This is a genomic window from Bacillus sp. MUM 13, assembly GCF_001866725.1.
Classification (GTDB): domain Bacteria; phylum Bacillota; class Bacilli; order Bacillales; family DSM-1321; genus Peribacillus.
Window position 1 is genome coordinate 40,463 of record NZ_MLYQ01000029.1, and the last position, 19,805, is coordinate 60,267.

The 19,805-nt window shown below is 43.0% G+C and carries 21 protein-coding genes; 20 read left to right on the forward strand and 1 reads right to left on the reverse strand.

The genetic code is table 11. The features are described 5' to 3' along the window. Nucleotides 1-18 precede the first annotated feature (18 nt). The 18 genes from hepT (at nt 19) to BIV59_RS09275 (ending at nt 17,495) form a co-directional block, all read left to right on the forward strand. Nucleotides 19-981, forward strand: a complete 963-nt coding sequence (hepT, locus tag BIV59_RS09190) for a heptaprenyl diphosphate synthase component II (RefSeq protein ID WP_071351180.1) — start codon at nt 19-21, stop codon at nt 979-981. A gap of 94 nt (nt 982-1,075) precedes the next feature. Beyond that, nucleotides 1,076-1,522, forward strand: coding sequence for a nucleoside-diphosphate kinase (gene ndk / locus BIV59_RS09195; RefSeq protein WP_071351181.1), 447 nt, complete (start codon nt 1,076-1,078; stop codon nt 1,520-1,522). 369 nt (nt 1,523-1,891) lie between these two features. After that, nucleotides 1,892-2,665, forward strand: a complete 774-nt coding sequence (locus tag BIV59_RS09200) for a CheR family methyltransferase (protein WP_071351182.1) — start codon at nt 1,892-1,894, stop codon at nt 2,663-2,665. 482 nt (nt 2,666-3,147) lie between these two features. After that, a complete protein-coding gene (aroC, locus tag BIV59_RS09205; RefSeq protein WP_071351183.1) occupies nt 3,148-4,320 on the forward strand; it encodes a chorismate synthase in 1,173 nt (390 codons plus the stop codon). 3 nt (nt 4,321-4,323) lie between these two features. Further along, a complete protein-coding gene (gene aroB / locus BIV59_RS09210; protein ID WP_071351184.1) occupies nt 4,324-5,412 on the forward strand; it encodes a 3-dehydroquinate synthase in 1,089 nt (362 codons plus the stop codon). A gap of 17 nt (nt 5,413-5,429) precedes the next feature. Next, on the forward strand, nt 5,430-5,795 hold the full coding sequence (aroH, locus tag BIV59_RS09215) for a chorismate mutase (RefSeq protein WP_071351185.1): 366 nt from the start codon (nt 5,430-5,432) through the stop codon (nt 5,793-5,795). Between the two features lie 176 nt (nt 5,796-5,971). Further along, on the forward strand, nt 5,972-7,090 hold the full coding sequence (gene hisC, locus BIV59_RS09220) for a histidinol-phosphate transaminase (RefSeq protein ID WP_071351186.1): 1,119 nt from the start codon (nt 5,972-5,974) through the stop codon (nt 7,088-7,090). 141 nt (nt 7,091-7,231) lie between these two features. Then, a complete protein-coding gene (locus tag BIV59_RS09225; RefSeq protein ID WP_071351246.1) occupies nt 7,232-8,335 on the forward strand; it encodes a prephenate dehydrogenase in 1,104 nt (367 codons plus the stop codon). Nucleotides 8,336-8,356: 21 nt separating this feature from the next. Continuing rightward, complete coding sequence (gene aroA / locus BIV59_RS09230) at nt 8,357-9,646, forward strand: 3-phosphoshikimate 1-carboxyvinyltransferase (protein WP_240501873.1); 1,290 nt, start codon at nt 8,357-8,359, stop codon at nt 9,644-9,646. A gap of 430 nt (nt 9,647-10,076) precedes the next feature. Beyond that, a complete protein-coding gene (locus tag BIV59_RS09235) occupies nt 10,077-11,348 on the forward strand; it encodes a tetratricopeptide repeat protein (protein ID WP_071351188.1) in 1,272 nt (423 codons plus the stop codon). 44 nt (nt 11,349-11,392) lie between these two features. Continuing rightward, the gene (locus BIV59_RS09240) at nt 11,393-11,938 is read left to right on the forward strand and encodes a ReoY family proteolytic degradation factor (protein ID WP_083392110.1); all 546 of its coding nucleotides are present in this window, start codon (nt 11,393-11,395) and stop codon (nt 11,936-11,938) included. Nucleotides 11,939-12,272: 334 nt separating this feature from the next. Further along, entirely contained in the window at nt 12,273-12,764 is a 492-nt protein-coding gene (locus BIV59_RS09245) for a YpiF family protein (protein WP_170846117.1), read from the forward strand. A 159-nt stretch (nt 12,765-12,923) separates the two neighbouring features. Continuing rightward, nucleotides 12,924-13,421, forward strand: coding sequence for a ubiquinol-cytochrome c reductase iron-sulfur subunit (locus BIV59_RS09250; RefSeq protein WP_071351191.1), 498 nt, complete (start codon nt 12,924-12,926; stop codon nt 13,419-13,421). 14 nt (nt 13,422-13,435) lie between these two features. Then, a complete protein-coding gene (qcrB, locus tag BIV59_RS09255) occupies nt 13,436-14,110 on the forward strand; it encodes a menaquinol-cytochrome c reductase cytochrome b subunit (protein WP_071351192.1) in 675 nt (224 codons plus the stop codon). A gap of 54 nt (nt 14,111-14,164) precedes the next feature. Beyond that, the gene (locus tag BIV59_RS09260) at nt 14,165-14,929 is read left to right on the forward strand and encodes a menaquinol-cytochrome c reductase cytochrome b/c subunit (RefSeq protein ID WP_071351193.1); all 765 of its coding nucleotides are present in this window, start codon (nt 14,165-14,167) and stop codon (nt 14,927-14,929) included. 377 nt (nt 14,930-15,306) lie between these two features. Next, nucleotides 15,307-15,900, forward strand: a complete 594-nt coding sequence (gene lhaT / locus BIV59_RS09265; protein WP_071351194.1) for a lipoprotein heptaprenylglyceryl N-acetyltransferase LhaT — start codon at nt 15,307-15,309, stop codon at nt 15,898-15,900. Nucleotides 15,901-15,974: 74 nt separating this feature from the next. Further along, entirely contained in the window at nt 15,975-16,760 is a 786-nt protein-coding gene (ypjB, locus tag BIV59_RS09270; RefSeq protein WP_071351195.1) for a sporulation protein YpjB, read from the forward strand. 57 nt (nt 16,761-16,817) lie between these two features. Further along, nucleotides 16,818-17,495: a zinc metallopeptidase gene (locus tag BIV59_RS09275; protein WP_071351196.1), complete on the forward strand. Its 678-nt coding sequence runs from the start codon at nt 16,818-16,820 to the stop codon at nt 17,493-17,495. A 55-nt stretch (nt 17,496-17,550) separates the two neighbouring features. Here the strand turns inward: BIV59_RS09275 and BIV59_RS09280 are convergent, their stop codons facing one another. Further along, nucleotides 17,551-18,423, reverse strand: a complete 873-nt coding sequence (locus BIV59_RS09280) for a YitT family protein (protein WP_071351197.1) — start codon at nt 18,421-18,423, stop codon at nt 17,551-17,553. 176 nt (nt 18,424-18,599) lie between these two features. On the opposite strand from BIV59_RS09280, the gene BIV59_RS09285 reads away from it, so the two are divergent. Then, nucleotides 18,600-19,010 carry a nucleotide pyrophosphohydrolase gene (locus tag BIV59_RS09285; RefSeq protein WP_071351198.1) on the forward strand — a complete coding sequence of 137 codons (411 nt, stop codon included), beginning with the start codon at nt 18,600-18,602 and terminating at the stop codon, nt 19,008-19,010. Then, a complete protein-coding gene (dapB, locus tag BIV59_RS09290) occupies nt 18,997-19,797 on the forward strand; it encodes a 4-hydroxy-tetrahydrodipicolinate reductase (protein WP_071351199.1) in 801 nt (266 codons plus the stop codon). The genes BIV59_RS09285 and dapB overlap by 14 nt, the downstream gene beginning before the upstream one ends. Nucleotides 19,798-19,805 lie beyond the last annotated feature (8 nt).

A 19,805-nucleotide genomic window follows, 5' to 3' on the forward strand; every position in this document is an offset into this window, starting at 1 on the left:
CAAAGCTGGGTGGAGTTTATGAAATTTAAAATGTTGTATTCTTTCTTGAATACGGATCTGCAATTAATTGAAAAAGAACTAGAGGCTGCCATACAGGCTGAATCTCCTGTTTTAACAGAAGCGTCTTTGCATTTGCTGCAATCAGGCGGAAAAAGGATTCGCCCAGTTTTTGTATTGCTGGCTGCACAGTTTGGGAACTATGATATTCATGTTGTAAAACATGTTGCTGTATCGCTTGAACTCATTCATACTGCATCACTTGTGCATGATGATGTTGTGGATGATTCCGATTTGCGCAGAGGAACTGCTACCATTAAATCGAAATGGGATAACCGAGTCGCTATGTATACAGGCGACTACATATTTGCCCGCTCGCTTGAAATGATGACGCAGATATCTGACCCCCTTGCTCATCAAATCCTTTCTCATACCATGGTGGAGCTGTGTGTCGGAGAAATCGAGCAGATCCAGCATAAATTTTACTTTGAACAAAATCTGCGGACTTATCTGAGAAGAATCCGCCGCAAGACAGCTCTTCTGATTGCTTCAAGCTGCCAGCTTGGGGCCTTGGCTGCGGGGGCAGATGAAGAAATACATAAAAAATTATTCCGTTTCGGGTATTATGTCGGCATGTCCTATCAAATCACAGATGATATTCTTGACTTTACATCATCAGAGAAAGATCTCGGAAAGCCTGCAGGAAGTGACCTGATCCAGGGGAACATCACTCTGCCTGTTTTGATAGCCATGAAATCACATGGTTTAAAGCCTTTGATAGAAACAGTCCATGAAGGAATGGATGCTGATAAAATGCCTGAAATCATCGATGCCATTAAGAAATCGGGAGCCATTGATGAAGCATCAAAAATAAGCAGTTCCTATCTGGATAAAGCTTTTAGGGAGTTAGACGGATTACCCTCCATCAGGGCAAAAAGAGCACTATCCGAAATTGCCAAAAATATTGGCAAAAGAAAGTTTTAGGGGTATATATTGCGTATTCCAGCAAACCATGATAATATTTCAACGACTGCCTGAAAAAGGCAAATCACTTAATACATAGTGGGAGTGGACAATTATGGAAAAGACGTTTTTAATGGTCAAGCCTGATGGCGTACAACGTAACTTAATCGGTGAAATCGTATCAAGATTTGAGAAAAAAGGTTTCCACCTTGCAGGAGCAAAGCTTATGCGCATTTCTCAGGAGCTTGCAGAAAAGCATTATGGTGAACATAAAGAACGTCCATTCTTCGGTGAACTAGTTAATTTCATCACTTCCGGCCCTGTATTCGCGATGGTATGGGAAGGTGAAAATGTCATTAGCACTGCTCGCCAAATGATGGGCGCTACAAATCCTAAGGATTCAGCTCCTGCCACAATCCGCGGCGATTTCGCAGTAACTGTAGGCAAGAATATTATTCACGGATCTGATTCTGCTGAAAGCGCTGTTCGCGAAATTGGCCTTTTCTTTAAAGAAGAAGAACTAGTAGAATATTCAAAGCTGATTAACGAGTGGGTATACTGAAAATAGGTTTATCAAGGCCAGAACTTTTAAAGTTCTGGCCTTATTTTTTTTAAGACTCTTTTCTTGAATATTCCTGTTTTTTAATATGTTCTGTGAAGTGATCCCGTTGTTAAACCGGGCTGATTGGAGTGCAAGGTGCGAGAGTGCGGGATTAGCGGGAAGGTAAGACCCCGCAAGCATTGCTTGTAAGGCTCACCGCCCGCCCCGCGGAAAGCGAGCATCCTGGAGCGGAAATTAACCCTTGTTCCATAGCAGCAAAGTTTCGAACAGCCCTTTAAAATGAACAAAAATCTCCAGAAACATAAATTATGCGCCATTTGATCCGATATACCTATTTAGATGGAAAAATTAACAGGGAGTCGTTGGAGTATGCCACGGGATTATGAACAATTTATCATCAGCATTAAAAATCTGACCGGAATTGATTTGTCACTTTATAAAGAAGCACAAATGAAACGCCGGTTAACATCATTTTATGAAAAAAAAGGCTTCAAATCCTTTGGGGAATATTTTCGCGATATTCAAGGAAATCCTGCCCTTCTTCACGAATTCCTGGACAGGATTACTATCAACGTTTCTGAGTTCTACCGCAATGCAAAACGCTGGGAAGTGCTTGAGAAAAAAATCTTGCCCCGTTTGATCGGATCTTCAAAAAAACTGAAAATCTGGAGCGCTGCTTGTTCAACAGGGGAAGAGCCTTATACAATTGCCATGGTGCTTTCCCGCTGGCTCCCGCTTTCACAGATAGAGATATTTGCCACAGATCTTGATGAGAATGTATTGGCCAGGGCCAAAACAGGTGTTTATCCTGAGCGGTCATTAAATGAAGTGCCGCCTGAAATGAAGAACAAACATTTTTCAAAAGAAGGAGAATATTATCTGGTATCAGATGAGATAAAAAAAACCGTCACTTTCCAGAAACACAATCTGCTTGCAGACAGGTTTCAATCTCAGTATGATTTGATTGTATGCAGGAACGTCCTGATTTATTTTACGGAAGAAGCCAAAAACTCTTTATACAAAAAATTCAGTGAATCATTAAAAAGCGGAGGAGTTTTCTTTGTAGGAAGCACGGAGCAGATTTTCAACCCCTCACAATTTGAATTTGAAACTGAAGATACTTTTTTCTATAAAAAGATTTAGATTACTGTCTTTCAGAGATGGAAAAGTTTTTTTCGGCATTTTAATGATTTATAATGAGGTTGTGTATCCTATTTGTGGATACTCAGCCTTTTTTTTATAGGGCTCTTTTCTTAAAGATTGTTGTTTTTAATTGTTCTGTGAAGCGAACCTGTTGTTAAACCCTACTTGATTGGAGTGTAAGGTGTGACAGTGTGGGATTAGCGGGAAGGTGAGATCCCCCGCAAGCTTTGCTTGTTAGGCTCACCGCCCCCCCGGAAAGCGAGCATCCTGGAGCGGAGCAACCCCTTGTTCAGGTAGCAGCAAAGTTTACGAAAACAGCCTTTTATAGACAGCTGCTGCATGGCGCCCAAAATTAGAATAGAGCATGAATAGGTTATTTTTAGATGACCGGAAGAATTTTTTAATGTATCGCAGGCCGTTTCATGATAAAATGTGTTATATTAGTACATACACGCTTTACAGCACAAAAGGAGTGAAGGAAATTGAGATATTTAACAGCTGGAGAATCACATGGTCCGCAGCTTACTGCGATAATCGAAGGTTTGCCTGCAGGCATGCCGATTACAGAAGGAGATATTACAGAAGAACTGGTCAGGAGGCAAAAAGGACATGGCCGCGGACGCAGGATGCAAATTGAAAAAGACCAGGCCTTCATTGCCTCAGGCATACGGCATGGTTATACACTGGGCTCGCCGGTTGCCTTGGTTGTAGAGAACAAAGATTGGAAACACTGGACCAAAATTATGGGCAGTGAACCTATCAGTGAAGAAGAAGCAGAAGAAGTTAAACGAAAAATAACCAGGCCCCGTCCAGGGCATGCGGATTTAAACGGCGGAATTAAATACGGACACAGAGATCTGCGCAATGTACTTGAACGATCTTCAGCACGTGAAACAACGGTAAGGGTTGCTGCAGGAGCAGTGGCGAAAAAGATGTTATCTTTGCTTGGTATTGAAATAGCTTCACAGGTTCTTGAAATTGGCGGCATTAAGGCGGAATCACTTCCATACAGCTCTCTGAAAGAACTGAAGGAAGCAACGGAAGCATCGCCTGTCCGCTGCTTTGATAAAAGTGCAGAACAGAATATGATGGATGCGATTGATGATGCCAAGAAAAATGGCGATTCCATTGGAGGAATTGTGGAAGTGATTGTGGAGGGAATGCCAGCTGGAGTCGGCAGTTATGTGCATTATGACCGCAAGCTCGATGCCAGGCTTGCAGCTGCAATCATGAGTATTAATGCTTTCAAAGGCACAGAAATTGGCATCGGGTTTGAAGCTGCCCATCGCTTTGGCAGTGAGGTGCATGATGAAATTGCGTGGGATCCAGAAAGAGGCTATTACAGGACTAGCAATCGCCTTGGTGGTTTTGAAGGCGGTATGACTACAGGCATGCCTATTGTCGTGCGCGGTGTAATGAAGCCGATCCCCACTTTATATAAGCCTTTAAAAAGCGTGGATATTGATTCCAAGGAAACATTCCAGGCAAGTGTTGAGAGAAGTGACAGCTGTGCTGTTCCTGCAGCAGCTGTTGTGGCTGAAGCAGTGGTGGCCTGGGAGCTTGCGGCAGCAATTGCCGAACAATTCCCCTCTGATCAATTCGGCCAGCTTGCAAGCTATCTGAAGGCATACAGAGAAGAAATTAAGGGGTTTTAATACATGGACAGGATCGATATCAAAACTTCGTCAAAAAATTATCCTGTTTTTATCGGTGAAGGTGTTATTGCAAACCTGCCGGCATTTATTGAAGAACATGCGGCTTGGGCTAATAAGATTTTAATCATCACTGACGAAAAAGTGGCCGGGCTTCATTTGGATAAGGTAAAAAGCACCCTGTCCAGTACAGGGAAAGACGTGCTGTCGATACTTGTACCGGAAGGGGAGTTTGCCAAAACGTTTGAAGTCTTTCTTGAGTGCCATACATTCGCACTGGCAAATAATCTGAACAGAAAATCTCTCATCCTTGCTTTAGGCGGAGGTGCTGTTGGAGATTTGGCAGGGTTTGTGGCTTCAACCTTTATGAGGGGCATTCCATTCATACAGCTTCCCACGACATTGCTTGCACATGATAGTGCAGTTGGAGGGAAGACTGCCATCAACCATCCAGAGGGGAAAAATATGATAGGGACTTTTTATCAGCCTGAAGCTGTATTTTATGACCTTGATTTTTTAACCACACTCCCTCTAGGGGAGGTTAGGTCAGGTTTTGCAGAAGTGATCAAGCATGCATTGATAGCGGATGGCAATTTTTATCACTGGCTGAAAGAGAATATCACGGATTTACGGTCCATAAGCAGCGGGCAATATCAGACTGTCATTAAAAAAGGAATAAATATCAAAGCGTCAATTGTTGGCCTTGATGAAAAGGAAACAGGGGTCCGGGCATATTTGAACTTTGGGCATACACTTGGCCATGGGGTTGAAAAGCTGATGGGGTATGGAAACTTCACACACGGTGAATCAGTTTTGATCGGTATGGTTTTTGCCCTGTACCTCAGCAAAAAATATAAAAACCTGCAATTTGATGAATTGGAATTCCTGAGCTGGGTGAAGAAGCTTGGCTATCAGACTGAAGTACCGAAGCAGCTTGGTAAAAAGCCTCTTGTGGAGTTAATGAAAAAAGATAAAAAAACCGTTTCGGAAAATCTGACATTTGTTCTTTTAAACGAAATAGGTTCACCGCTGCTCGCTGATATGCCGGCCTCACTTATTTTGGCTGATTTAGATTCCATGTACACCGGCAAGTAAACAAGGGAGGGCGAGAAATGATTAGAGGAGTCAGAGGGGCAACAACAGTAAATAGAGACACAGAAAAAGACGTGATCGATGCATCAGAGAAATTACTGTCTGAAATGATTTCAGCAAATGGAATTGAACCAGACTTGGTAGCTTCTGTTTTCATTTCTGTCACAGAAGACATTTCATCCGCTTTTCCGGCAAAGGCTCTGCGGCAGGTAAAAGGATGGAAATACGTTCCTGTCATGTGCATGACAGAGATTCCTGTGGCGGGATCCCTGCCTGGCTGTATAAGGATGATGGTGCACTGGAATACAGAAAAAAGTCAGCAGGATATTTTGCATGTTTATCAGGAGAAAGCTGTGGCCTTGCGTCCGGACTTAAAGGAAGCATGATGTAATACATCTAAACGTCTGACTGCAAAAAAATGAAATTTCCCGCTTGCTGTGGGAGGTAAAAGGGTGGCCTGCCAAGAACTGTTTTTATAGATACAAGCTAAACAGGCAGCATACTGTGATATAATTTAATTATCTTTATCGCTTTAATGTGATGAAAAAAAGGAGTGGTCATGATGAAATGGAAAGAAGCCGTTCTTACCTTAAAGCCTTATCAGCCTGGTAAATCAATTGAGGAAGTTAAGAGGCAATATAGCCTTGACAAGATTACAAAGCTTGCATCAAATGAAAACCCTTTTGGAAGTTCCGGCAAAGTTAAGCAATATTTAGCTGAGTTCAATGAATCACTTGCGCTTTATCCAGACGGCTATGCCACACTGTTAAGAACAGCTGTTGCCCGGCATGCAGGGGTGAAGGAAACAGAATTGATTTTCGGGAATGGATCAGATGAGATCATTCAGATGATTTCACGCAGCCTGCTTGCACCTGGTCTGAACACAGTCATGGCTGCGCCGACATTTCCCCAGTACCGCCATAATGCCGTCCTTGAGGGGGCAGAAATCAGGGAAATTCCGCTGATCGGCGGGGCGCATGATTTAGAAAAAATGCTGTTATCCATTGATGAAAATACAGCAGTCCTATGGCTATGTTCACCAAACAATCCTACTGGCATTTACATAAACGAGACTGATCTGCGGAATGTTCTGGATGCTGTTCCAAGCGATGTGCTCGTTGTTTTGGATGAAGCATATTTTGAGTATGCAGTTGCTGATGACATTCCTGATCCGTCAAATTGGATCAATGAATATCAAAATATCATCGTGCTGCGGACTTTCTCCAAGATTTACGGCTTGGCAAGCCTAAGAGTAGGATATGGAATGGCGAATGAAGATATCATTAAAAAACTGGAGCCTGCAAGAGAACCTTTCAACGTCAATACCCTTGGCCAAAGGGCCGCTATGATTGCAGTGGAAGATCAGGAATTCGTTGAAACATGCAAGCGGGTGAACCGTGAAGGACTCGGACAGTACTATGCTTTCTGCGCAGAACAAAATCTTTTCTATTACCCTTCACAGGGGAATTTCATATTAATAGATTTTAATAGAGATGCTGATGAAGTATTCCAGTTTTTGCTCGAGCGCGGATTTATCACGCGTTCCGGAAAAAATCTTGGCTTCCCTACAAGTCTCCGCATTACAATCGGATCGCATGAGCAAAATGAAGAAATCATCCAAGTGATGAGAGAGTATGTAAAAACTGCAAACGAAAAAGATGCCGCTGACACAGTGTTATGAGTTAATGCCCTGCAGGTTAATCGTTAAGATCATATAGCCGGACTTAAACAATTGGCCTGCATTTTATGAATGGCAGTTTTCCTGCATTTTTTGCTTAAGCTGACACTGACCGGCAACATTAAAAAAAAGCGGGGGGAAAACATGGCCAAAAAAGTATTTGTCATCGGATTGGGTCTAATAGGCGGATCACTGGCAAAAAACATTAAAATGGGACATCCCGATGCTGAAATCACGGGATATGATATCAGTGAAAAGAATATCAAACTTTCGAAGCTGCTTGGAATTATAGATGAATCAGCCGATTCCCTGCAGGAAGGATCCCTTGAGGCAGATCTGATCATCATTGCCGTTCCCGTAACAGCGGCAGAAAAAGTCCTGGATGCACTGTCCAGTCTTCCTCTAAAGCCGGGGGTGCTGGTTACAGACGCAGCAAGCACCAAAAGCACCATTGTGAAAAGAGCTGAAAAACTTTCCGCAAACGGAATCACCTTCATAGGCGGCCATCCTATGGCAGGTTCGCATAAAAGCGGTGCTGGTGCTGCGAAAGATAACCTCTTTGAAAATGCCTTCTATCTTCTTACTCCCGGAATGGGGATTGAGGATAGGCATGTGGAAAAATTAAAGGGGTGGCTCATTGGCACTCGGGCCAATTTTCTTGTTGTTTCCCCTGAGACACATGATTTGCTGACAGGCGTCATCAGCCATTTTCCTCATATTGTAGCCGCTGGCCTTGTTCAACAGGCGGAAGGCTACAGCAAAGAAAATAATCTGGTTGCAAGGCTCGCTGCAGGAGGGTTCAGGGATATAACAAGGGTTGCTTCTAGCAGTCCTGACATGTGGCGCGATATCCTCTTGCATAACAAAGATGTCCTGCTTGCACTTATGGAAGATTGGCTTGACATGATGAACGAAGTTAAAGGATTTATGGAAGCAGAAGACAGCACGGAAATACACCGGTTTTTTAAAAATGCTAAATCATTTCGGGATGAATTGCCTCAAAGTGCAAAGGGAGCCATTCCTGCATTTTACGATTTATATATAAATATCCCGGACTTTGCAGGTGTCATTTCAGAAATAACCGGCTATTTGGCAAATGAAGAAATCAGCATAACAAACATCAGGATTCTCGAGACTAGAGAAGAAATCTACGGAGTGCTGGTCATCAGCTTCCAGACAGATGATGACAGGGAGAAAGCAGCAGCTTGCATAGGCAGGTTAACCGACTATGAAACAATCCTGGCTTAATATACAAATAGGGGGATGTCAGTGAATACGAGAAAGCTTCAAACTAAAATCTCCTCATTGCGGGGATCTATTAAAGTACCGGGTGATAAATCTATATCACATCGGTCCATCATGTTTGGGTCAATTGCTGAAGGCAAGACCACTGTTGAAAATTTCTTGCCGGGTGCAGATTGCCTGAGCACGATTTCATGCTTTAAGGCACTTGGCGTCCAAATTTCCGCTGATGGGGATTCTGTTTCTATTATCGGGAAAGGGCTGGAAGGGTTAATAGAGCCTACTGAGCAGCTTGATGTGGGCAATTCTGGAACAACGATTCGTCTCATGATGGGAATTTTAGCTGGAATTGACTTTCATGTCTCTATACAAGGTGACTCTTCTATTGCAAAAAGGCCAATGAACCGCGTCGTTCAGCCATTGCGCCAAATGGGTGCCAAAATTGACGGCAGGAAAGATGGGAACTTCACTCCATTATCACTTAGGGGGGGACAGCTTCGCGGAATCCATTATGAACTGCCTGTTGCAAGTGCACAGGTCAAATCATCCATCCTTCTCGCTGGACTGCAGGCCGAAGGGGAAACAGTGATTATTGAACCGGAGAAAACACGGGATCATACGGAAAGAATGATTGCGCTTTTCGGAGGGGAAATTGAAAAAGACGGCCATAAAATTACGATTAAAGGCGGCCAGAAATTAAAAGGTACACATATTTCTGTTCCCGGTGACATATCATCTGCTGCCTTTTTTATGGCCGCAGCGGCCATAACGGAAAATAGTGAAGTGGTCCTTGAAAATGTAGGCCTGAATCCTACCAGAACCGGCATCATTGATGTATTGAAGGAAATGGGAGCTGATATGACTATTGATCAAGCAGAAGAATCAGGTGAGCCATACGGCACAATAACCGTCAGATCTTCTCAATTGAGGGGGATAACCATAGGCGGCAGCCTGATTCCAAGATTGATTGATGAAATACCGATCATAGCCCTGCTTGCTGCACACGCAAGCGGAACGACGATCATTAAAGATGCCGCTGAATTAAAGGTAAAAGAAACAAACCGGATTGACACAGTTGCAGGAGAGTTATCCAAATTGGGAGCTGATATTCTGGCTGCTGATGACGGGTTAATTATCAAAGGCGGAAAACCCCTTGCCGGAAATACTGTTTCGAGCCACGGAGACCACCGCATAGGTATGATGCTGGCAATAGCAGGGCTCATTACAGAAGGAGAAATGAATCTTACTGACTCTGAGGCAATAGAAGTTTCCTATCCGCAGTTTTTCGATCATTTAAATACACTCATTCCATCGTAGCACCAGGTTTTTGCCTGGTGTTTTTTATCATTTTTTCAGATTTCTCCAGAAAAACGGCTTTTCTGGCATCAATCAGGCTTTGCTTGTCAGGGACTCAAGAACATCAGCGCCCCTTTTCCGTGAAAAAGGAAGAGAGGCGCTGGATTATTGGCCATAGATTGAAAGGAAAATCGTATTGTACTGAAGAAGCCATGAATTACGAATTGTGAAAATACAGGCAGGCAAGGAGTGTGAATGGAAATGCCGAACGTAATTATGATAAACTTATAAGCGCAGCATTAATAATGCGATAAGTCAGGCAGCGGAAATATTGCAGCTGAAGTAAAAAGTGCTAAGCACTAAGTGATGCCAGTCACGGCTTCCTGCTGCGATTTTTTAACTTCGCCGAAGACTGCAGGTGCAGACTGACTATCACAGGAAGGAAAATTTCATGAATATAGTGGATAAAGCCATTCAACATTTGAAAAAAGGTGAATTAAAAGATGCCTTTGTTCATATAAATCGAATTAAAACCTCTGAATCAGCTGAGGATATGCTGGTTTTATCAGATGAAATGCTTCAGCTGGGTTTTATTGAGGAAGCAAAAGATATATTTGAGCACTTGCTCAAGCTGCACCCTAATGAAGGGGAGCTTATTGTCTCCCTTGCTGAAATTCTTATTGATTTGGACCAGGAAGATGAAGCCATGCTGCTGCTTGAGAAAGTTAGTCCTGATGATGACCTTTATCCAAGTGCACTGCTGCTGGAAGCTGATTTATTCCAGCTTCAGGGAATGGACGAAGTCAGCGAAAGAAAATTGCTGAAAGCAAAGGAACTGCTGCCGGACGAAGTCCTCATTGATTTTGCATTGGGAGAGCTTTATTACCAGCAGGGAAGAGACCAGGATGCCGTGTCAAGCTACATAAAGGTGCTGGAGCAGCAGGAAGAGATAGGCGGCACTAATGTGAATCAAAGAGTTGCAGAGGCACTAAGCACCTCCGGGAAGTTTGAAGAAGCTCTTCCGTACTTTGAAAAGGCCCTGAAGGACAAACTGGAGATCAACACTTTATTTGAATATGCCTTTACAGCCTACCAGGCGGGCATGTATCAAACGGCGGCAGCAAAGTTCACTGAATTGAAGGAACTGGATAAAGAGTATCATTCACTTTATCTGCACCTTGCAAAAACATACGAACATCTTGAAGACCTGGATTCTGCACTTGAAACTGTAAAGGAAGGAATCCGGGAAGATGAATTTAATAAGGAGCTTTATTTTTTTGGCGGAAAAATCGCCCTGAAAAAAGGAGTTTCAGAAGATGCAGAGAAATTATTCAGAGAGGCGATTGCCATTGATCCAGGATACCTTGAAGCGGTGCTGACTCTTATCAAATTGCTGATGCATGAAGAAAGATATGATGAAGTGCTTGAATGCATCGGAAGTGTAAGGGAATATGGAGAAGACGATCCCCAGTTTGAATGGATGGCTGCAGTAAGCTATCAGAAAAATGAGCAATATCAAGAGGCATTAAAGAGCTATCATAAAGCATATAATTCATTTAACAGCAATGAAGATTTTCTAGAAGATTACGGATTCTTTTTAATTGAAGAAGGAGACCGCCATACCTCCAGAGAAATATTTACTAAGCTTGCGAAAATGAATCCTGCAAACGATGATTATGCAATGATGCTAGAACGGCTTGCAGAAGAACCTGATTCAATGTAGGTTAGCCAGGGTGGGAAAATCTAATACAGAGGAGGGAACTCATGGTGGCTGCCCCTGTATCTGTGAACGAAAAGAAAGATTTTATTCGGTGGTTTTTAAATCATTATCAGCTGAAAAGAAGGGAATGCGTCTGGATATTAAATTACCTGATGAGCCATGACCAGCTGATGAAAAAAGTTCATTTTGTGGAGCATGCACAGTATTGCCCGCGGGGCCTGATCATGTCAACCCACTGTGTTGATGAAGCTCCTTTCAGATTTTATAAGTCAAATATCATGACAACGGATGCTGAAAAGTCATTTCATGACATTCGCCTTAACCGGGAAGAAGATATATTTATCCAGCTGAATTTTAAATCTGCTTATTCTTCCTATCAATATGCTTCAGTGCTTGAGAATAATCCGTTTATGCCGAGAAGCACGGCAGGCAATGATAAGGATAAGATTCTTGCAGAGCAATTCCTGGAAAATACCATTCTGACTTTCCAGAAAGACAGGATATTAAAGGAAATTGATGTTGCGCTTGACAACAACGACGAAAAAATGTTTAAAACACTGACTGAAAAGCTTCTCAAGCTGCAAAAAGTCTGACAAGCACCCGGCATGGAAATAGCTTAGGGTTTAAAGTCTATGCTAGACAGGAAAATCACTAAAAAGTCTTAATACCTTTATAATAGCAATAGGCTGACTGGAACGAAGGGTGCGAGACTCCTGCGGGCTCACCGCCCGCCCCGCGGAAAGCGGAGCATCATCCCGCAGTGGAAATCAGCCGGCCATTTTAAGAAAGACTACCCTTGCCAGATCCCTTGTTTTTATAAGGGATCTGGTTTTTTTGTCCTGTAATAGAGATCACTATTCGAAATGAAGGCGAGAAGACGGTAGAAAGCAGGTATGCCAAATTAATGAAATAATGATAAAATATTGTATGACATCTAAAAAGAATGGAGAAGTGAATGAAATGAAATGGATACCTGCTGATATTGAAATGTATAACGGGGCCAAGGATTTTGTGGATACGGTCCTGATTCCGCTGGCTCCCATTTCACTTGACAGCCAAATGAAGCAATCTTCTTCCATGTATGAATTCCTTGCCATATTATCCGCTGAAATTGAAAGGCAATTTAAAGGCAGGATTCTTCTAATGCCTTCGCTGACCTATTTAATGGGGGAGGAAAGAAATTATAGCTATGCTAACTCATGGGCTGCAAAATTACGCGAGAATAATTTCAAGCATGTCTTTTTTCTTTCATGTGACAGTGAATGGAAAAGATGTGAAAGCGAGCTTGAAGGGGGCCTCATCTGGATTCCGTCCCTTCCTCTTGAGCATCTTGAACTTGCGCAGGCGCGTTCTCTTGTCAGTGAACAAGTGCGCCAGGTAATGGAAATATTCACCTTAAATTGGGAAAAAGCCATTTAGTTCGAATTTTGTGAAATTTGGCTCTGTAAGCGCTTAAATTATACTGAGAAATATTGACCTTGCCGAATTATTGATATATCATTGTAATGTCCTAGTTTAATAGTGTTCTTATTTCATTGGTCCTTTGGACTCAGTTAAGTGATAAAGGGGGGAAAAAGCATGAGTAAACATAATGTTTCACGACGTCAATTCCTTAATTACACACTCACTGGCGTTGGCGGGTTTATGGCAGCGAGCGCGTTGATGCCAATGGTGCGGTTTGCAGTAGATCCTGTTCTTAAAACGAGCGCTGGCGGCAATTTTGTCGCTACCAAAGAAAAGGTCAGCGATTTAACCGATGAACCTAAACGTGTTGACTTCTCTTTCAAGGAAGTTGACGGCTGGTATGAATCTGAGGTTACAAACACTGCGTGGGTATATAAGGGAAAAGACGGTAAAATCGTGGCCTTATCACCTATTTGCAAGCATTTGGGCTGCACGGTCGGATGGAACACAGACAAAGGCAACCCAAATCAGTTTTTCTGCCCTTGCCACTATGGCAGGTACACAAAAGCAGGAGTGAACGTACCGGGTACTCCACCGGCGAAACCGCTTGATATGTATGAAACCAAAGAAAAAGACGGAATTCTTTATTTAGGTCCAAAGAAGCCGCAATAAAGGGGGCGTAATCATTGTTAAACAAGATTTATGACTGGGTAGACGAACGTTTAGACATTACGCCATTATGGCGGGATATTGCTGACCACGAGGTTCCTGAACATGTAAACCCTGCACATCATTTTTCTGCATTTGTTTATTGTTTTGGCGGGCTGACGTTTTTCATAACAGCCATACAAATTCTTTCCGGCATGTTTTTAACCATGTATTATGTTCCGGATATTAAAAATGCATGGCAGTCTGTTTACTACCTGCAAAATGAAGTCGCTTTCGGGCAAATTGTCCGGGGCATGCACCACTGGGGAGCAAGCTTGGTTATTGTTATGATGTTTTTACATACTCTCCGCGTATTTTTCCAGGGCGCATACAAAAAACCGCGCGAGCTGAACTGGATGGTCGGTGTACTGATTTTCTTCGTAATGCTGGCTTTGGGCCTGACAGGCTATTTGCTTCCTTGGGATATGAAAGCGCTATTTGCTACAAAGGTTAGTCTGACAATTGCAGAATCAGTTCCGCTTATCGGACCAGCCATCAAAACATTAATAGCCGGTGACCCGACAATTGTCGGTGCCCAGACGCTGACACGCTTTTTTGCCATCCATGTATTCTTCCTTCCTGCAGCGCTGCTGGCATTAATGGCTGGCCACTTCCTGATGATCCGTAAACAAGGGATTTCCGGACCATTGTAAAATTTCTGATTTTTTAGTATTAATAACCTTTTCATAAAGGAGGGGGATTGTTCAATGCATAGAGGAAAAGGTATGAAATTTGTAGGCGATTCGCGTGTTCCTGCAGATCGTAAACCGAATATTCCAAAAGATTATTCGGAATACCCTGGCAAGACGGAAGCATTTTGGCCGAATTTCCTTCTAAAGGAATGGATGGTCGGGGCTGTTTTCCTTGTAGGCTATTTATGCGTAACCATTGCTGAGCCATCTCCGCTGGAACGGATTGCCGATCCGACAGATACTGGATATGTGCCGCTTCCTGACTGGTATTTCCTGTTTCTGTATCAGCTATTAAAATATTCTTATGCTTCAGGGCCTTATAATCTGATCGGGCTGATTATTCCGGGCATTGCATTTGGGGCATTGCTTTTGGCTCCATTCCTTGACCGCGGACCTGAAAGGCGTCCTGCTCGCAGGCCGCTGGCAACAGGTTTCATGCTTTTGGCCGTTGCTTCAATTGCGTTTCTAACCTGGCAGTCTGCGGCACATCATGACTGGAAAGCTGCTAAAAAGCAGGGTGCGATTGTAAAAGCCAGCGCAATTGATAAAAACAGTGAAGGATATAAACTGTTTCAATCGAACGGATGCATCAGCTGCCATGGAGCTGAGCTGACAGGCGGAGGCGCAGCACCAGCACTGATGGACAATGGACTTAAACCGGAAGAAATCGCCAAAATAGCGAAAAACGGCCGGGGAGCCATGCCAAAGGGAATGTTTAAAGGAACAGATGCCCAGCTAAAAGTACTTGCTGACTTTGTTTCTAAAGCAAAAAGCAAGTAAGACTAAAATTGACAGGTCGGGAACCGGTCCTTCTGTTAATAGCAGATTTTTCGGTTTCCTTACGACCTGCAGACAAAACCCCGTACCCGATCCATATATGGATCGGGTACGGGGTTTTTATGTGCTGCATTGTGCAAGGCTGCTTAAAGCGTAAGGTGAGAAACTGCTGCTAAAATTAGCGTGAGGCTCCGCAGGCACAGCTGAGGAAATGATTTCGGTATGTACCGCCGTTTTTTTGCTATTTTACCAGAAAGAGGATGAAGATTCATAAAAACCATACTTTTAATCTTCAAAAAGCGGAGGGAGCTATGAAATCATCTGCAAAAAGGATAAAATAATATATTGAAAGTAATGACTTAGCAGGAAGAGGTAGGAAAATGAATATGCTATACGGATTTTTTGCCAACAAACACACATTAAGACTGCTTCTGGCTGTAAATGTTCTTGGTACAATATATGGATATTACTGGTATGGCTATCAGTTGAAGGAGACACCGGCAATTTTCCTCCCATTTGTACCGGACAGCCCTACGGCAACCCTTTTCTTTGTCTTTGTCCTTGTAGGATTTATCTTGAAAAGAAATTGGGGACTCATGGAAGCGCTGGCCCTTCTCACTTTATTCAAATATGGGATATGGGCAGTGGTCATGAATCTGCTTACGCTTGCCACTACAGGCCATCTTCCATGGGAAGGGTATATGCTGATTTGTTCACATGGGGCAATGGCGATTCAGGGCATTTTGTACTCCCCGTTTTACAGAATTAAAGCCTGGCATCTTGCAGTAGCAGCTGTATGGACTGTTCATAACGATATCATTGATTATGTATTCGATATGATGCCCAGGTACAGTGATTTATGGATGTATATGAACGAAATCGGATATTTTACATTCTGGCTTAGTATACTCTCTATTTTTGCAGGATATTATTTTGGTTATAGAGAAAAACGTTTTACACTGAAGATCCAATAATTTTGGATACAAAGGGTCATACTCCCTATCCTGTTCTCATATTGTGTATAGAGAAATGAGGAGGGACAAGGGGTATGATAAAAAAAATTCTGTTGCTGGCTGCCGCATTCCTTACAATAACCATTTCCAGTGTTCACGCCAATTCCTCTTCTGTTTTAGGACAATTGGATGATATATCGGATGATTCCCTGCAGCTGGCGAAGGTTGGAAAATACAGCGATTCTGAAAAAATGCTTCTTTTTTTCTCTGATATGTTCATAAAAGGCAAAAAGCAGATATTCAACATGGACGAGTTAAGAGTCATTACAGCGGCCCATGATGAAGCGCTTACTGCGATCAGGGATAAACAGGCAAGCGCCAGTAAAAAGGTGGATGCAGTCACTAAATTCCGTCTTGTGATAGACGCTGTAAAATCCAACAGGCAGCCTCTGTGGACTTCTATGGAGGATCCTATGATGACTGCCTTCAGCCAGACAAAGGATGCTGTTAAAGAAAAGGATTCTAAACAGGTTCATAATCAAATTAGCATCCTGCTGAATCAATATAGCGTCATACATCCGAGTTTAAAGGTAGATCTTTCAAAGGACACCCTAGAGAAGCTGGATGCAAGGGTGAATTTTATAAAGCAGTATGAGCCTGGCCTTTTGTCAGAAGAATCTGGCCAAAAGGAATTGGATGGGCTGCAGCAGGATTTAAAATCCATTTTTGATGATATGTCCAAGGATGAAGCGGATCCTTCATTATGGTGGGTAATCATTACAACTGGAAGCATCATTATTTTGACTTTATCTTATGTAGGCTGGAGAAAATACAAAGGTGGAGGGGGAACCGAAAGTCCGAGGAAAGAACGCAATGATTGACAGGGAAGTAATCCCCTCCTAAAATAAGACTTATTACAGCGAGAACAGGAGGCTAACATGTATTTTATTTATCTTGCGATCATTATTTTGATCCCTCTTTTTGCGCAATCAAGAGTAAAAAGCGCGTATAGAAAATATTCACAGGTTCCTTCCTCGTCAAGAATGACAGGCGCCCAAACTGCCCGGACTATACTGGACCAGAATGGTCTTTATCATGTTACTGTTGAAGAAACGGCCGGAGTGCTGAGCGATCACTATGACCCCGGTGCAAAGGCAGTGCGGCTGTCTTCAGATAATTACCATGGCTACTCGCTTGCAGGTTCCGCCATTGCGGCCCATGAATGCGGCCATGCCATCCAGGACCAGAAGAGGTATGCATTCCTTAGGTTCCGGCATGCTTTAGTACCGGTGGCCAATCTGGGTTCGAATGTATCCTGGATCCTGATTCTTATAGGAATATTTGCCCACCTATCAGGACTCCTGCTGCTTGGAATCGTATTTATGGCAGCGGCCGTGCTGTTTCAGATCATTACACTTCCTGTTGAATTTAATGCCTCGTCCCGCGCCATGGATCAAGTCGTCTCACTTGGCATTATCAGGAATGATGAAGAGCGGGAAACGAAAAAGGTACTGAATGCTGCGGCTCTCACTTATGTTGCAGCAGCTACTGTCGCAGTCGCTGAATTAGCAAGATTAATCCTTGTTTATACAGGGATTTCAAGAAATGACGATTAAATCAAAAAAATCCCCCTGATTTATTCAGGGGGATTTTTTTTGAAATGTACTAGAGCTACCTTTGTATCGGATTTTTATTTTCATCAAGGGTGAATCCTTCTCCTAAAACATCATGCACTTCGCTGACCGAAACAAAGGCATGGGGATCAACAGAAGTAATGGCATTCTTCAGCCTCATTAATTCATTTTTTCCGACCACGCAATACAGTACATCACGGTCAGTTTTGGAAAAAGATCCATACCCGCGCAGAACTGTCACTCCCCGGTCCATTTCTTTCATGATCTTATCAGCGATTTCTGTGTTTTTATCGCTGATAATCATAGCGCCCCTTGCTGAATATGCGCCTTCCTGCATGAAATCCACGACTCTTGCGCCAATGAAAACAGCGACAAGGGTATACATTGCCTGGCGATAATCCAAGTAGATGATAATGGAGAGGGTGATGACAACTGCGTCAAACATAAACATGGTCCTGCCCATGCTGCGCCCCCAGAATTTATGGGCCAGCGTAGCGATGATATCGACGCCTCCCGTAGTACCGCCGAACCGGAAGATAATTCCCAGTCCAATACCTACAAAAACACCAGCAAATAAGGCAGCCAGCATTAAATCATGTCCAAGAGCAATTTTCAGCTGATATTTCTCAAAAACCCATAGCCATATCGATAACCCTACTGTCCCTACAATTGTATAAAGAAAGGAGGTCTTCCCAAGATATTTCCATCCGATGAAAAAGAGGGGAACATTCAGGAGTAAGTTAGAATAAGAAGGATTTAAACCAAATACCTGATAGATGATTAAGGTAATCCCGGTAAACCCGCCTTCTGCAAGATGGTTTTGCATATTAAAGTGTACGAGCCCAAATCCGAAAATGGCTGAACCAAAGAGGATAAACAAAATATTTTTAATGCGCATTCCGAATATCATGCGGAAAATACCTCCAATGTAAATAAATGAAAATGCCAAAAATCTCAATGTTCATTATTATATAGGAATAATCAAGTAACAGCAATATTCAGCTTGACAGCGAAAATCTTGTCATTATCGCAACTTTTAGCTAACATGAAGAAAGAATAGAAGAATCAGCAAATCTTTGCGGATAAATGGCAAGTGCATTGACTACATATGAGCAGGTGAATGATTTGGAAGAAAAGAAAACAATTCAAATGATGCAAAAAGAAGTCGACAGGTACATCAGTCAATTTAAAGAAGGGTACTTCAGCCCTCTGGCCATGCTTGCAAGGATGTCTGAAGAATTGGGGGAACTTGCAAGGGAAGTGAATCACTATTACGGGGAAAAGCCGAAAAAAGCGTCAGAGGCGGCAAATACAGTAGAAGAAGAACTGGGTGATATGCTGTTCGTGCTGATCTGTTTTGCAAACTCCCTTAATATTGACCTGCAGACTGCACATGATGCAGTTATGCATAAATTTTCGACGCGCGACAGCAACAGATGGACTAAAATTGAAGGCAGCGGGATAGAGGAAGGGGAAAAAGAAAATGGAGACAATTAAAGTAATAGTGGCAGGGCCTAGGGGAAGAATGGGAAGGGAAGCAGTAAAGCTGATCCATGAAACCGCCCATTTTGAATTAGCAGCCGTGTTAGACAGAAAGCAAGATTACAGCAACATAAAACATATGGAGGGTTTCCAAGACATGGATGCACCGGTATACACGGATGCAGAAGCATGTTTTTCTTCTGTTAAAGCAGATGTTCTTGTTGATCTGACAACACCTGAAACAGGCATGTTCCATACGGAAGCAGCCCTAAGGCATGGAATCCGCCCGGTAGTGGGCACAACCGGTTTTTCCGGAGAAGATTTGGAAAAACTGGATGAATTAACCAAAGACACAGGTCTTGGCTGCATCATCGCACCTAACTTTGCAACAGGAGCGGTTTTGATGATGAAATTTTCACAAATGGCTGCCAAGTATTTTCCTGATATTGAAATCATTGAAATGCATCATGACCAAAAGCTTGATGCCCCGTCTGGGACAGCTGTTAAAACAGCAGACTTAATTTCTAAAGTAAGGGAAACTAAAACCCAGGGCCACCAAAATGAAAAAGAAACCATACAAGGTGCCCGCGGAGCAGATGTGGATGGGATGCATATCCACAGTGTCAGATTGCCGGGGCTGGTTGCGCACCAGCAGGTCATGTTTGGAGCTGATGGGCAAATGCTGACAATCCGCCACGATTCCTTCAACCGGGCATCATTCATGTCAGGTGTTAGACTTGCAGTTGAAACGATTATGAAACTTGATGTTTTGGTATACGGCCTCGAAAACATCATGGAGTAGGAGGGGAA

Bases quoted from the DNA above. Each gene is read 5' to 3' on its own strand.
- hepT (WP_071351180.1), top strand. From the start codon at position 19: ATGAAATTTAAAATGTTGTATTCTTTCTTGAATACGGATCTGCAATTA.
- ndk (WP_071351181.1), top strand. From the start codon at position 1,076: ATGGAAAAGACGTTTTTAATGGTCAAGCCTGATGGCGTACAACGTAAC.
- BIV59_RS09200 (WP_071351182.1), top strand. From the start codon at position 1,892: ATGCCACGGGATTATGAACAATTTATCATCAGCATTAAAAATCTGACC.
- aroB (WP_071351184.1), top strand. From the start codon at position 4,324: ATGGACAGGATCGATATCAAAACTTCGTCAAAAAATTATCCTGTTTTT.
- aroH (WP_071351185.1), top strand. From the start codon at position 5,430: ATGATTAGAGGAGTCAGAGGGGCAACAACAGTAAATAGAGACACAGAA.
- hisC (WP_071351186.1), top strand. From the start codon at position 5,972: ATGAAATGGAAAGAAGCCGTTCTTACCTTAAAGCCTTATCAGCCTGGT.
- BIV59_RS09225 (WP_071351246.1), top strand. From the start codon at position 7,232: ATGGCCAAAAAAGTATTTGTCATCGGATTGGGTCTAATAGGCGGATCA.
- BIV59_RS09235 (WP_071351188.1), top strand. From the start codon at position 10,077: ATGAATATAGTGGATAAAGCCATTCAACATTTGAAAAAAGGTGAATTA.
- BIV59_RS09245 (WP_170846117.1), top strand. From the start codon at position 12,273: ATGACATCTAAAAAGAATGGAGAAGTGAATGAAATGAAATGGATACCT.
- BIV59_RS09250 (WP_071351191.1), top strand. From the start codon at position 12,924: ATGAGTAAACATAATGTTTCACGACGTCAATTCCTTAATTACACACTC.
- BIV59_RS09260 (WP_071351193.1), top strand. From the start codon at position 14,165: ATGCATAGAGGAAAAGGTATGAAATTTGTAGGCGATTCGCGTGTTCCT.
- lhaT (WP_071351194.1), top strand. From the start codon at position 15,307: ATGAATATGCTATACGGATTTTTTGCCAACAAACACACATTAAGACTG.
- ypjB (WP_071351195.1), top strand. From the start codon at position 15,975: ATGATAAAAAAAATTCTGTTGCTGGCTGCCGCATTCCTTACAATAACC.
- BIV59_RS09275 (WP_071351196.1), top strand. From the start codon at position 16,818: ATGTATTTTATTTATCTTGCGATCATTATTTTGATCCCTCTTTTTGCG.
- BIV59_RS09280 (WP_071351197.1), bottom strand. From the start codon at position 18,423: ATGATATTCGGAATGCGCATTAAAAATATTTTGTTTATCCTCTTTGGT.
- BIV59_RS09285 (WP_071351198.1), top strand. From the start codon at position 18,600: ATGGCAAGTGCATTGACTACATATGAGCAGGTGAATGATTTGGAAGAA.
- dapB (WP_071351199.1), top strand. From the start codon at position 18,997: ATGGAGACAATTAAAGTAATAGTGGCAGGGCCTAGGGGAAGAATGGGA.